This is a genomic window from Stenotrophomonas rhizophila, from assembly GCF_003751305.1.
GTDB lineage: Bacteria > Pseudomonadota > Gammaproteobacteria > Xanthomonadales > Xanthomonadaceae > Stenotrophomonas > Stenotrophomonas rhizophila_B.
This window is the reverse complement of record NZ_RJKV01000002.1, coordinates 1172191-1186434: the sequence shown is the minus strand read 5'-3', so window position 1 is coordinate 1186434 and position 14244 is coordinate 1172191. Positions and strand designations below refer to the sequence as shown.

At 64.1% G+C, this 14244-nt stretch carries 9 protein-coding genes; 7 read left to right on the top strand and 2 right to left on the bottom strand.

The annotated features are described in order from the left end of the window. Window positions 1-203: 203 nt before the first annotated feature. The 3 genes from EDF74_RS13715 to EDF74_RS18255 are packed head-to-tail and all read left to right on the top strand — an operon-like array spanning window position 204 to window position 1483. Window positions 204-881 carry a dienelactone hydrolase family protein gene (locus EDF74_RS13715; protein WP_123730611.1) on the top strand — a complete coding sequence of 226 codons (678 nt, stop codon included), beginning with the start codon at window positions 204-206 and terminating at the stop codon, window positions 879-881. Further along, window positions 878-1300, top strand: coding sequence for an HIT domain-containing protein (locus EDF74_RS13710; protein WP_123730610.1), 423 nt, complete (start codon window positions 878-880; stop codon window positions 1298-1300). Before EDF74_RS13715 ends, EDF74_RS13710 begins: the two co-directional genes overlap by 4 nt. 15 nt (window positions 1301-1315) lie before the next feature. Next, window positions 1316-1483 carry a LiaI-LiaF-like domain-containing protein gene (locus EDF74_RS18255; RefSeq protein WP_184997242.1) on the top strand — a complete coding sequence of 56 codons (168 nt, stop codon included), beginning with the start codon at window positions 1316-1318 and terminating at the stop codon, window positions 1481-1483. A gap of 167 nt (window positions 1484-1650) precedes the next feature. Here EDF74_RS18255 and dcd read toward each other — a convergent pair whose 3' ends face one another. Both dcd and apbC read right to left on the bottom strand, forming a co-directional pair. Further along, entirely contained in the window at window positions 1651-2223 is a 573-nt protein-coding gene (gene dcd, locus EDF74_RS13705) for a dCTP deaminase (RefSeq protein ID WP_088433273.1), read from the bottom strand. A gap of 100 nt (window positions 2224-2323) precedes the next feature. Continuing rightward, window positions 2324-3181 (bottom strand): iron-sulfur cluster carrier protein ApbC, encoded by an 858-nt coding sequence (apbC, locus tag EDF74_RS13700; protein WP_184997240.1) that lies wholly within the window; start codon window positions 3179-3181, stop codon window positions 2324-2326. A gap of 370 nt (window positions 3182-3551) precedes the next feature. Between apbC and EDF74_RS13695 the strand changes: the two genes are divergently transcribed. From EDF74_RS13695 to EDF74_RS13680, 4 genes are all read left to right on the top strand, one after another. Beyond that, window positions 3552-6533, top strand: a complete 2982-nt coding sequence (locus EDF74_RS13695; protein ID WP_123730608.1) for a TonB-dependent receptor domain-containing protein — start codon at window positions 3552-3554, stop codon at window positions 6531-6533. A gap of 399 nt (window positions 6534-6932) precedes the next feature. Further along, window positions 6933-9740, top strand: a complete 2808-nt coding sequence (locus tag EDF74_RS13690; protein ID WP_123730887.1) for a TonB-dependent receptor domain-containing protein — start codon at window positions 6933-6935, stop codon at window positions 9738-9740. A 220-nt stretch (window positions 9741-9960) separates the two neighbouring features. After that, window positions 9961-12069, top strand: a complete 2109-nt coding sequence (locus EDF74_RS13685) for a M13 family metallopeptidase (protein ID WP_184997309.1) — start codon at window positions 9961-9963, stop codon at window positions 12067-12069. 144 nt (window positions 12070-12213) lie between these two features. Further along, the gene (locus EDF74_RS13680) at window positions 12214-14226 is read left to right on the top strand and encodes a M13 family metallopeptidase (RefSeq protein ID WP_123730606.1); all 2013 of its coding nucleotides are present in this window, start codon (window positions 12214-12216) and stop codon (window positions 14224-14226) included. Window positions 14227-14244 lie beyond the last annotated feature (18 nt).

Here is a 14244-nt window from a genome sequence, read left to right as displayed (position 1 = left end):
GATCGCAAGGACTCTGGGGGCCTGGGCCCATGCCGGAATGGCGTGGGGACCTGGGGCCGGAAACGGCGGCAAGTATACCGGCGTTCAGTCCGCGCCCCTGAACCGGATCGGGTTGATCCCGCCAGATCCGGCATCCCCGCTGACATCGCGCTAACCCGCGCGGGGCCGATAATGAATGCCTGAACCAACGGGAGTCTCGCACCATGGGTGAGTGGATCACACTCGATACGCATTACGGACCGGTCCGCGCCTGGCAGGCGACGCCGGAAGGCAAGCCGCGCGGGGGCCTGGTGGTGATCCAGGAGATCTTCGGCGCCAACCCGCACATCCGCGCGGTGGCCGACGATTACGCCGCCAAGGGTTATGCCGTGCTGGCCCCGTCGTTCTTCGATCTGGCCGACTCAGCCCCGGACGGCACCGAACCGCCGGAACTGCCTTACGACAGTGATGGTGTCGCCGCCGGCCTGGCCATGGTCGACGAGCTCGGGGTCGAAAAGGCGCTGGAGATCGTGCGGGCCGCTGCGTCGCGGCTGGCCCCGGCCGGCAAGGTCGGCACCGTCGGCTATTGCTGGGGCGGCAGCATCGCCCTGCTCTCCGCGCTGCGCCTGGGTCTGCCCTCGGTCAGCTATTACGGCGCCCGCAACGTGAACTATCTGGACGAGACGCCCAAGGCGCCGGTCATGTTCCACTTCGGCGCGCAGGACAAGAGCATCCCGCCGGAGGCGATCAAGGCCCACCGCGAGAAGCTGCCGCAGATGGCCACCTTCGTCTACCCGGCCGATCACGCCTTCAACCGCAGCGTCGGACATGCGTATGATCCAGACAGCGCCCACCTGGCGCTGGAACGCACCCTGGACTTCTTTGCGGAGCATCTTGGATGAGCGAGTTCGAACTGGATTCACGCCTGGCCACCGACAGCGTACTGGTAGCAGAAGGGCCTTTATCGCAAGTGCGATTGATGAACGATGAAAGGTACCCCTGGTTGATCCTGGTCCCGCGCCTGACTGGCGTGACCGAGTGGATCGATCTGGACGGCGAGCAGCAGGACAAGCTGCGCACCGAATTGAACCGGGCGTGCAAGGCGCTCAAAGGCACCGATGGGGTCGAGAAGATCAACATCGGCTCGCTGGGCAACATCGTGCGCCAGCTGCATTTCCACGTGATCGGGCGCCATGTCGGCGATCCGGCATGGCCGGGCCCGGTCTGGGGCCAGGGGCAGGCGCACCGTTTTGATCCACAGGTGCTGGCCGAGCGTGTCGCGCACTGGAAGGAACGGCTAGGATATTCGCCCCAGCCCTAGCGGACCCTGCCCCTGATGCGTTCCAACCTTGTCGCCGCCATCGTCCTGATCCTCGTCGGCCTGTTCCTGCTGGCCAGCAACCTGGGCTGGACCAACATGAACCTGGGGAAGCTGATCCTCACCTGGTGGCCGGTTGTGCTGGTGGCCGTTGGTATCGGGTTGCTGTTCGGCCGCGGCAAATAACGCCTGCCGGGAAGACGGAAACGAAAAAAGCGCGGAGCGATCCGCGCTTTTTTCTTGTGTGCTGTCTGGTGCCGGCCAGCGGCCGGCACTACCGGCAGGTGGGCTGGCACTACCGGTAGGTGGGCTGGCACTACCGGTAGGTTTGCCGGCACCACCGGGACGTGGGCTCAGGTGCGCGGCAGGGTGACGCCGGTCTGGCCCTGGTACTTGCCACCGCGATCCTTGTACGAGGTCTCGCAGATATCGTCCTTGTCGGCCTGGAAGAACAGCATCTGTGCCACGCCTTCGTTGGCGTAGATACGTGCCGGCAGCGGCGTGGTATTGCTGAATTCCAGGGTGACGTGGCCTTCCCACTCCGGCTCCAGCGGGGTCACGTTGACGATGATGCCGCAGCGCGCGTAGGTGCTCTTGCCCAGGCACACCACCAGGGTGTCGCGCGGGATGCGGAAGTACTCCACGGTGCGCGCCAGTGCGAAGCTGTTGGGCGGGATGATGCACTCATCACCGACGATATCCACGAAGCTGCCCGGATCGAAGTGCTTGGGGTCCACGATGGTGGAGTTGATGTTGGTGAACACCTTGAACTCGCGCGAGCAACGCACGTCGTAGCCGTAGCTGGAGGTGCCATAGCTGACGATGCGCTGGCCGTTGGCCTGCTTGACCTGGCCGGCTTCGAACGGCTCGATCATGCCCTGCTGCTCGGCCATCTGACGGATCCAGCGGTCACTCTTGATGCTCATGTAAGGGGGTCCTGGGCTGCGCCGGTTCGGGCCCGCCATTATGCCGCAGCCCCCCTGCCCCGGCACGCGTAGGTGGGGCCGCTGCGGCGGCCGCCCCGGCTCAGATCAGCGAGGACAGGATCGGAATGCTGGCGCGCGGGCGCTTGGCCACTTCCTCGATCAGGCGCTCTGCAGCGCGCAGATAGGCCTGGGCCGCCGGCGATTCGGGCGCGGCGGCGGTGATCGGCGTACCGGCATCGCCCTGCTCGCGGATGCAGATTTCCAGCGGCAGCGACCCCAGCAGCGGCACGCCGTACTGCGCAGCCATACGCTCGCCGCCGCCCTCGCCGAACAGATGCTCGACCTGGCCGCAGTTGCTGCAGGTGTGCACCGCCATGTTCTCCACGATGCCCAGCACCGGCACCTCGACCTTCTCGAACATCTTCAGCGCTTTCTTCGCATCCAGCGTGGCGATGTCCTGCGGCGTGGTGACGATCACCGCGCCGGCCAGCGGAATCTTCTGGGTCAGCGTCAGCTGGATGTCGCCGGTGCCCGGCGGCAGATCGATCAGCAGGTAGTCCAGGTCGTCCCACAGGGTGTCGTTGAAGAACTGCGTCATCGCCGAGGTCGCCATCGGACCGCGCCAGATCATCGGCGTCTCGTCCTCGATCAGGTAACCGATCGACATGGTCTCCACCCCGAACGCACGCATCGGCTCGATCGACTTGTTGTCCGGGCTTTCCGGACGGCCACTCAGGCCGAGCATGGCCGGCACGCTGGGGCCATAGATATCAGCATCCAACAGACCCACGCGTGCGCCGAGCCTGGCCAGCGCGACCGCCAGATTGACCGCGGTAGTGGACTTGCCGACGCCGCCTTTGCCCGAACCCACGGCAATCACGTTGCGGACGCGCGGATGCGGCGACAACCCCTTCTGCACTTGGCTGGCGTGGGGACGACGCGACTGGCTGGCACTCACTGCAGGGGCTCCGAAAAGGTGTTCTGGGAACCGGTCACTATACAAGGTACGAACAAGCCATCCTTCGGTGCATGTATCTGACAGTCCCGCCAGCACTCACCCCTACCGGATTTCACGCATTCCCAGCCGACTCACCCATTCAGTTACAGCTCATACGACCAAATTCAGCAAAGCTGTCGCTTGGTAAGTGACTGTAATCAATGAGATGTTGCACGGCAACATGTCTCAGTTCCGCCGGATGTGTGACGCAAACATGTGAATATCGTTAACGTTGTGTTACGTTCGAGTGAGAGCACGGAATGCTCATGAACGTCACCGTAACGGACTCAGGGAAGAGGGACATGTACATTATTCAGTGGGGATCCAAAAGATGAATCAACGTTTTGCGCCTTCGCGGCATCCGCTCACCTGCGCCTTGATGGCTGGCCTGATGGCCGTCGGCGCCGCTCCTGTCATGGCACAGGAAGCAGGCAGCGCCACGACCGAGCTGGATAAAGTCACCGTTACCGGCTCGCGCATCGCGCGTACCGGCTTCGTCACCCCGTCGCCGACCACCGCCATCACCGCCGAAGAGATCCGCGCCACCGGCGCGACCAATATCGGCGATCTGATGTCGCGCCTGCCGGCCCTGTCCCCGACCTACACGCTGGGCAACTCCACGCGCTTCATCGGCACTGCCGGCGTTGGCCTGATGGACCTGCGTGGCATGGGCACCTCGCGCACCCTGGTGCTGGTCAATGGCCGCCGCCACGTTGGCGCCACCTCCGGCTCCACCTCGGTGGACGTGAACACCATTCCGGTTGAATGGATCGAGCGCGTTGAAGTCATCACCGGCGGCGCATCCGCTGTGTACGGTGCCGACGCGGTCGCCGGCGTGGTCAACTTCATCATGAAGAAGTCGTTCGACGGCGCAGAGTTGCGCGCCCAGACCGGCATGTCCGACGAAGGCGGCTTCAACCGTTCGTTCGTCAGCTTCTCCACCGGCACCGACTTCGCTGATGGTCGCGGTAACGCCGCCATCGCGCTGGAGTACAGCAAGCAGGACCGTTTCCGCCGCAGCGATCGCGCGATCGGCAACGAATTCCTGGTGTCCGTGCCCAATCCCGCATTCGACCCGAGCCAGGCACCGAGCGAGCGTAACCCGCAGACCATCCTGAGCGGCCCGGGCGGTAACCATTCGATCTCCTTCGGCGGCACCTTCACGCTGGGCGCCTTCGACTTCCGCACTCCATCGACCTGGGGCAACCGTTACCAGTTCAATCCGGATGGTTCGTACCGCAAGCAGCGTTACGACGGCACCATGGTCAGCAACACCTCGTGCACCAACTGCGACTTCGCCGACCTGAACTCGGTCGCCGACCTGCAGCCGGGCTTTGACCGCAAGAGCGTCAACACGGTCGTCAACTTCGATCTCAACGACAATCATCGCCTGTACTTCGAAGGCAAGTACACCGAAACGGTGTCCGACTTCCTGGGTCAGCCGTCGTTCGATACCACCATCCGCGTCCAGCGCGACAATGCCTTCGTCACCCCGGAGCTGCGTGCCCTGATGGCGGCCAACGGCGTGTCCCAGCTCACGCTGAACCGCTTCAACGTCGACGCCGGCCAGCGTGGCGAGCACGTCGAGCGCACCACCCAGCGCTTCGTGTTCGGCATTGAAGGCAACCTGAGCGAGAACTGGACCTACGATGCCTACGGCAACTGGGGCCAGACCGAGGTCAAGCGCTGGAATCTGAACAACCGCATCAACGAACGCTGGCAGGCGGGCCTGGACGCGGTCATCGACCCGGCCACCGGCAATGTCGCCTGCCGTACCACGCTCAACCCGAACGCGGTCAATCCGCACACCGGCCGCGTGTACTCCGGCTTCGCGCGCGAAGGCTGCGTACCGTTCAGCGTGCTCGGCAATGGCGGTGTGACGCAGGCCGCGCAGGACTGGATGAACGTGGATTCGTTCAACTTCTCGCGCATCCAGCAGTCCGTGTTCAGCGCCTCCGTGGCGAATCCGTCGCTGTTCAGCCTGCCGGCTGGCGACGTCGGCGTCGCAGGCGGCGTGGAATACCGCAAGGAAAAGAGCCGCGAAATCACCGATCCGCTGGCCGCCCAGGGCCTGACCTTCCTTAACGCCATCCCGAACCGGATGGGTCAGTACAACGTCAAGGAAGTCTTCGTCGAAACCAGCGTCCCGCTGCTGGCCGACATCCCGGGCATCTACTCGCTGACCATGGACGCCGCAGGCCGTTACTCGGACTACAGCAGCATCGGCGAGACCACCACCTGGAAGGTGGGTCTGGACTGGACCGTGATCCCGTCGCTGCGTGTGCGCGGCACGCTGTCGCAGGCCGTCCGCGCGCCGAGCATCGGCGAGCTGTACAACCCGCAGAGCGAGAACTTCGCCGCCATCGCCGATCCCTGCAACTACCTGGTCACCAACACCAATCGTCCGTCGACCGCGAAGGACCCGGCACTGCGCCAGGCCAACTGCTCCGCGCTGGGCGTGCCGGTGGGCTGGATCGACACCTACAGTGCCAATCGCCCGGGCGTCAGCGGCGGCAACCCGGATCTGAAGCCGGAACGTGCCCGCAGCTTCACCTACGGTTTCGTGTGGCAGCCTGATTTCCTGCCAGGCTTCGGCATGTCGGTGGACTACTGGAACATCAACCTGGAAGACGCCATCGGCGCCGTGTCCGCACAGACCAACGCCAGCCGCTGCGTGGATTCCCCCGGCGGTGTGGGCAACTCGTTCTGCGGCCAGGTCGTACGTGCACCGGTCGGTGGCTTCACTGACGCACAGGGCCGCTTCTTCCCCGAGTACTCGATCGTTCGCTGGAGCGCACTGAACGAGAACCTGGCACGCTCGCGTCGCATCGGCGTTGACGTGGAAATGGACTATCGCTGGAACATGGCCGGCGGCGATGCCGTGGTCCGGTTCGTCGGCAGCCGTCTGATCCAGTCGCGCGAATGGGCCTTCCAGGAGTTCCCGGACGAGTACAACGAGTACGTCACCTACGTGACCGATCCGCGCTGGCGCGCGACCCTGCAGAGCAAGTACTCGCTGGGCCAGTGGCGTGCTTCGTGGGACCTGAACTACATCGACGGCAACCTGCGCGTGACCCCGAGCAGCTACGCCAGCAACCCCGGTTCGGCCAGCCCGATCCGCAACGGCTCGTACACGTACCACAACTTCCAGCTGGGCTATCAGTTCCCGGGTGACAAGATCGACGTGTACCTGGGCATCGACAACGCCTTCGACAAGGATCCGCCGCGCAACTACTTCGGTGCCGATGTCGGGCACTCGATGTACGACAACGTCGGCCGCTACTTCTACATGGGCGCGTCCTACAAGTTCTGATCCATCCAGAACGGCAACACCCAACAAGCCCGGCTCACGCCGGGCTTGTTTCGTTTCAGGCCTGCGCCAGGCCCTCCCCGACCCGGGCCTGACCCTGCTCGCAAGCAGCCCTGCACTGCATGCCAAAAACCCGAAAACAGGAATCGGTTTCACATGCAATTATTCAGTGTCAGCTCATTGTTTTCAGTGTTACAAATTGATACAAAAACATACGCATTTGATTTAAAAGCATTTTTCTAGATATTCCAGGCCTCATTCTGATCGCAATGTGACTGATCGGTGTAAGCACTGTTAAGGCTGTGTTACGTTCGATGACGAAGCAAGGAAAGCTTCACCATTGAATGTAAACGTTCCCACGGATGGCCCCCACCCACGTCGACACTGCACTCGGGGATGCCCATGTCTCGCTATCGCTCCACCCTGTCTCGCCACCCGCTGACCGCTGCCGTTCTGACCGGCATGCTGCTGACCAGCGCCGTCACTGCCTTCGCCCAGGACAGCGGCACCACCAACCTGGACAAAGTCACTGTTACCGGTTCGCTGATTCCGCAGACCGAGATCGAAACCCATACGCCGGTGGTAACCATCACCGCCGAGGACATCCAGACCCGCGGATTCACCAGCGTGGCCGATGTCCTGCAGCAGTCCTCGTTGACCACCGGCGGCCTGCAGGGCGGCCAGACGTCGGCCTCGTTCACCCAGGGTGCTGAAGCAGCCGGCATGTTCGGCCTGAGCCCGAGCTACACCAAGTACCTGATCAACGGCCGGCCGATGCTGTCCTACCCCGCGCTGTACAACGGCGGCGACACGTTCAACAACATCAGCGGCATCCCGATCGACATCGTCGAGCGCATCGAGATCCTGCCGGGTGGCCAGTCCTCCCTGTACGGCTCGGACGCGATCGCCGGCGTGGTCAACATCATCCTGAAAGAGCGGATGGACGGCAGCGTGCTCAACGTGCGCGGCGGCACTTACACCGAGGGCGGCGGCAGCACCTTCCGCATCAGCGGAGCGACGGGTTTCAACAGTGCCGATGACCGCCTCAACGTGCTGGTCAATGCCCAGTTCGAGTCGAGCAACCCGATCTGGGGTTACCAGCGCGACGTCACCAGGACCACCAACGGCAACGGCTACACCGCCCAGGTGCCGACCAATGACTTCCTGGTGGTCAATCCGGCGGCAGGCAATGCCTACTTGATGATGGACCCGAACCTGTGCGCCAACGTCGCCGGTCAGTTCGGCGGCACCACCGTGCTTGGCACCCGTGCGGCCGGCCAGTCCTGCGGCTCGATCTACAGCCCGGGCTACAAGACCGTCAAGAATGGCAAGGACAGCGCACAGATCTACAGCTCGTTCACCTTCGACGCCAACGACAGCCTGCAGCTGTTCGGCGATGTGCTCTACAGCTATGAAGACGTGAAGTACGCCACCGGCTCGAACTACACCTGGTGGGGCACTGCTTCCGGCTACGGTCGCTTCTGGGATCAGACCAGCGGCCAGTGGATGAACCTGCAGCGCGCGTTCGCGCCGGAGGACATCAGCGCCAACGGCTACAAGGACATTCTCAACACCGACCGCAACAAGGCCTACCAGGTCACCCTCGGTGGCCGCGGCACGCTGGGCAACTGGGATTACAGCGCCAGCTTCACGCGCGGCGAGTACAAGCTGACCGAGCGCAATTTCGTGCGCTGGGCCGATCCGATCAACAACTATTTCGAAGAGAACGTGCTGGGCCCGCAGTTGGGCACGCGCAATGGCTATGCCGTGTTCTCGCCGAACTGGGACGCCTTCTACGCACCGATCCCGGCCGGCGATTTCGCTACCTTCACCGGTTACACCGAGAGCCAGAGCCGTACCTGGCAGAACCTGGGCCGCTTCCAGATCACCAATGGCACGCTGTTCTCACTGCCCGGCGGTGATGCTGGTTTCGCCGTGGTCGCTGAAGCCGGCAGCGAAGGCTGGGATTACACCCCGGACGAGCGTCTGATGGATGGCAGCGTGTGGGGCACCACCGCCGTAGCCGGTGCTGGCCATCGCAGCAATTACGCGGTGACCTCCGAGCTGCGCCTGCCGCTGCTCGACTCGCTCACTGTGACCGGCTCGGGCCGTTATGACGCCTTCAAGATCGGCAACAGCACCGTGGACAAGGCGACCTACAGCGTGGGCGTCGAGTTCCGCCCGATCGAAAGCCTGCTGTTCCGCGGCAAGTACGGCACCGCATTCCGCGCGCCGAGCCTGTCCGATGCTTTCCAGGGCCTGAGCGGTTACTACGCCAACGGCGCCACCGACTACTACCGCTGCGGCCAGCTGGGCTACGCACCGACCGACACCACCGGCTGTGCGTATGACAGTGTCTCGGTGTTCGGCCAGCGTGCCGGCAACCCGGACCTGGAGCCGATCACCGCCGATGTGTGGAATGCCGGCGTGGTCTGGGCACCGCTGAACAACCTGTCCTTCTCGGTCGACTACTACAACTGGAAGATCAAGAACGAAGTGGACACGCTGAGCTCGGATCAGCTGCTGCTGGCCGAGTACTACTGCCGCAACGGCCAGGTCAACAACACCTCGGCCAGCTGCGACAACGTCAACGAGTGGATCACCCGCGATGCCTCCGGCGTTCTGGATGAGATCTACACGCCGAAGATGAACGTGGCCAGCCAGAACCTGCAGGCCATCACCGCCAGCGCCAAGTACGTGCAGGAGCTGGGTCGCTTCGGTGCACTGCAGTTCTCCACCAACTACACCAACATGATCAAGCGCGAACTGCAGCCGCAGCCGGGCGATGAGTATCTGGATCTGCTGCGCGATCCGTACAACATGTGGATCTACGATTCCTACGCCAAGGTGCGTGCGGATGGCTCGGTGGGCTGGGCGTTGGACAAGTGGACCACCACGCTGTACTTCAACTATGTCGGCAAAACCCCGAACTACCTGGCCTACGCCGGCAACGGCTATGACTACGTGCATTCCTCGGGCGCCAAGGCGGGCAAGTGGGGCTCCTACACCACCTACAACCTGAGCGTGAACTACCGTGCTGCCGAGAACATGACCTTCTCGGTGATGGTCAACAACGTGTTCAACAAAATGCCCGACAACCAGGCAAGCAACTACCCGGGCACCTCGGGTACGCCTTACAACAATTACTTCTACAACATCTACGGCCGCGCCGTGTATGTGCAGGCCAAGTATGAGTTTGGCGCGGAGTAATACAGCGCGATGAGGTGACAACGAAGCCCCGCCGAAAGGCGGGGCTTTTACGTGCCCGCTCCCCGGGAAGCCCGGTCGCCAGGGTTGACCGGATCAGGCCTCTTGCCATCGGCCATGACCTTCGACACCCTTGCAGGCCGGGCCAGCGGCGTATCGTCTGGCCCACAGGCCCTTCCGGGCCATTCCTGCATGACTTTCCGGCCTGGAGGCCAATCACGTGATCGCTCGTACACCCAAACTGGTACTGCTGACCCTGGCCGTTTCGGCCGCGCTGGTCGGCTGCGGCAAGAACGAAACCCCGGCCACGGACAGCGCAGCCTCCACCGCCGCGCCGGCGGCCCCCGCCGCCACCGAGTACAAGCTCGACGAGAGCAAGCTGCCGGCCTACAACGCCTTCCACCCGTCCGATCTGGACACCAGCATGGACGCCTGCGGTGCGTTCGGTGACTACGTCAACAGCAAGTGGCTGGCCGCCAATGAGATCCCGGCCGACCGCACCAGCTGGGGCGCCTTCACCATCCTGGACGAGCGCTCGGTCGCCGTGCAGCACCAGCTCGCCGAGCAGGTCGCGGCGGTCAAGAACCCGGTCGGCATCGAAAAGATCGTTGGCGACTTCTGGGCCACCGGCATGGACGAGGCCAAGATCAATGCCCAGGGCATCGAGCCGATCAAGGCCGACCTGACTGCCATCGACGGCCTGCAGGACAAGGACGCGATCGCCAACTACCTGCGCACCAGCGCGGCCAAGGGCGAGAACGTGCTGTTCGGCTTCGGTCCGGAAGCGGACTTCAAGAATTCCAGCATGAACCTGGCGTACGCCAGCCAGGGCGGCCTGGGCCTGCCGGACACCACCTATTACACCGACGCCAAGAACGCCGACAAGCTCAAGGCCTACCAGGCCCATGTGGCCAAGGTGCTGGAACTGGCCGGCGTGGCGACCGCCGATGCCGAGAAGCAGGCCGCCGATGTGGTCAAGTTCGAAACGCGCCTGGCCAAGGCCTCCAAGTCCAGCGTCGAGCTCTCGCGCGATGTCTCGCTGTTCTACAACCCGGTCACCGTGGCCGATGCGGACAAGCTGACCCCGAACTTCAGCTGGACCGAGTTCTTCAAGGCCCAGGGCATCGCCGCCCCGGAGAAGTTCTCGCTGGCCATGCCGAGCTTCCACCAGGAAGTGAGCAAGGCGCTGGGCGACACCGATCCGTCGGTGTGGCGTGCCTACCTGCGCTTCCACACCGTGGACGGCGCCTCGCCGTACCTGGCCGATGCCTTCGTCAACGAGAACTACAACTTCTACGGCAAGACCCTGAACGGTCAGAAGGAGCAGAAGCCGCGTTGGAAGCGCGTGCTGGGCACCATCGAAAACGATGCCGGTGATGCGTTCGGCCAGTTGTACGTCAAGGTCGCTTTCTCGCCAGAAGCCAAGGCCAAGATGGAAGAACTGGTCAAGAACCTGGCCGCCTCGCTCAAGGAGCGCATCCAGGGCCTGACCTGGATGAGCGACGAGACCAAGGCCAAGGCGATCGCCAAGTGGGAGACCTTCACCCCGAAGATCGGCTACCCGGACAAGTGGCGTGACTGGAGTGGCCTGACCACCGGTCGCGACAGCTACCTGGGCAACGTCCGCGCGGCGAACGCATTCAATTACAAGTTCGCGCTGTCCAAGATCGGCCAGCCGGTGGACAAGACCGAGTGGGGCATGACCCCGCAGACGGTCAATGCCTACTACAACCCGCTGCAGAACGAGATCGTGTTCCCGGCCGCCATCCTGCAGCCGCCGTTCTTCGATCCCAAGGCCGATGACGCGCTGAACTACGGCGGCATCGGTGCAGTGATCGGCCACGAAATGACCCACGGTTACGACGACCAGGGCAGCCGTTTCGGGCCGACCGGCAACTTCGAGAACTGGTGGACCGAGGCGGACACCAAGAACTTCAGCGGCCTGACCGGCAAGCTGATCAAGCAGTTCGATGGCTACAAGGTGGACGGCCAGCCGGTCAACGGCAAGCTGACCCTGGGCGAGAACATCGCCGACCTGGGTGGCCTGGCCACCGCCTACGACGCCCTGCAGAAGGCCTCGGCCGGCAAGGAAGACCCGAAGGTCGACGGCTTCACCCGCGACCAGCGCTTCTTCTTCAACTGGGCCACCGTGTGGCGCACCAAGTACACCCCGGAGAACATGAAGGTCCGTCTGGCGACCGACCCGCATGCCCCGGCGCAGTTCCGTGCGATGGGTGCCCCGTCGAACCTGCCGACCTTCGCCGCTGCGTTCCAGTGCAAGGCCGGTTCGCCGATGGTGCGCGCCGGCGACCAGCAGGTCGTGATCTGGTAAGCCATCGCGCCCACGCGTGAGGTGATGCATGCAAAGGCCCGGGATCTCCCGGGCCTTTGCTTTTGGGGCGCATGCTGCCCATCACGCTCGTTTCGCTTTGCTTGGTACACTCGCGCGATCCCAATTCCGCCGGATTCGCTTTACATGTCCAACCTCCGTCCGCTTGCCATCGCCCTGGGCATCAGCCTGCTCACCCTGGTCGCTGCTCCCGATGCGCACGCCGCGCCGAAGAAGAAGGCCGCCGCCCGCGCGCCGGCGGTCAGCGCCCAGTGCAGCGACTTCTACGAAGCCACCAACGCCACCTGGTTGAAGGCCAATCCGGTGCCGCAGACCGGCGCCACCACCGCGCTGGGCCAGCTGGCCGACCGCACCCGCCAGCAACAGCGCGCACTGCTGGATGGCGCGATGACCGCGCCGCAGGGCAACGTGCAGAAGCTGCTGGGCGACTTCTGGGCCAGTGGCCTGGACGAGGCTGCGGTGGAAGCCGACGGGTCCAACCCGATCGCCCCCCTGCTGACCCGCATCAATGCGATCAAGAAGGCCAAGGATGTGCCGGCGTCGATCGCCGCGCTGCACCAGGTCGGCATCCCGGTGGCCTTCAACTTCGCCCCGGACGTGGACCTGAAGGCGCTGGACCGCCACATCGGCTACTTCATGCAGGGCGGCATGGGTCTGCCGGACCCGGCGTTCTACACCCGGACCGATGCCGACACCGTCGCGCTGATGGGTCGCTACCGCAACTACGTCAAGCAGGTGCTGGCGCTGACCGGCACTCCGGCCGACAAGCTCGATGCGGAGTCGCAGTCGGTGATCGCCCTGGAAACCGAACTGGCGCGCAATGCGCAGTCGCTTGCGGGCATCAACAACCCGTTCAACAACTACGCGCCGATCTCCACCAAGGAGCTCAACAGCCGCTACCGCAACCTGCAGCTGGAGGCCTTCCTGAAGGCACAGGGCGTCAACGATGACCTGGTCTCGCTGTCCGATCCGGCGCTGTTCAAGCAGCTCGACGGCATGGTCACCCGGCTCAAGCCGGAGCAGTGGAAGGTCTACCTGCGCTGGCGCGTGGGTGATGCGATGGCCCCGTACCTGTCCAAGGCCTACCGCGATGCCGAATTCGAATTCCGCGGCCGTGTGATCCGTGGCCAGACCCTGCCGCCGGCACGCTGGGAGCAGGTGCTGGACGCGATCAACGTCGCTGCCGGCCCGATGGTGGGCCGTGAGTACGCGGCCAAGCACCTGTCGGCCGATGACCGTCGCAAGGCGGCGCTGGTGGTCGACAAGATCCGCGAAGTGCAGATCGATGCGGTCAAGCGCAGCACCTGGATGAGCGATGAGGCCAAGACCGAAGCACAGGCCAAGCTGGCCGCGCTGAAGATCGAGATCGGCACCCCGTTGCGCGATCTGGACTACACCGTGCAGCCGATGGGCCGCGGCAGCTTCGGCGGCAACATGCTGATCGCCTCGACCTGGCGCCACCGCGAAGAAATGAAGCGCATCGGCAAGGGCAACGCCGACCGTCGTTGGGACGTGCTGCCGCAGCAGCCGGCACTGGCGTATGACATCGCGCAGAACCGCCTGATCGTCACCGCCGCCGTGCTGCAGAGCCCGGTGTTCAACGCCAAGGGCGATACCGCCGAGCTGTTTGGCAGCTACGGTGCGCTGGTCGCCCATGAGCTGACCCGTGCAATCGATGCCAAGGGCGCGCTGGTCGATGCCAAGGGCGAACTGCGCAGCTGGTGGACCCCGGCTGACAAGACAGCCTGGACCCTGTTCGGCAACCGCGTGGCCGCGCAGTACAGCGGCTACGACTACCCGGGCGTGAAGGGTGCCAAGGTCAACGGTGAACTTACCCGCGAAGAGAATCTGGCCGACCTGGCTGGCCTCGAACTGGCGTGGGAAGCTTACAAGGCGGTCGAACCGGCCGCCAAGCCGGCTGCCCAGCAGGGCTTCTTCCGTGGTTGGGCGAGCCTGTGGCCGCAGCAGTTGTCGCCGAACGTCGCCGCCCAGCGCCTGAGCTCGGACATCCTGGCCCCGGGCCGCTGGCGCACCAACGGCCCGCTGTCCAACCTGCCGGCCTTCGGTGCCACCTTCACCTGCAAGCCCGGCCAGCCGATGCAGCGCGTGGACAACGATCAGATCAAGGTCTGGCGCTGAGTCCGGCTCTGTAGCAAA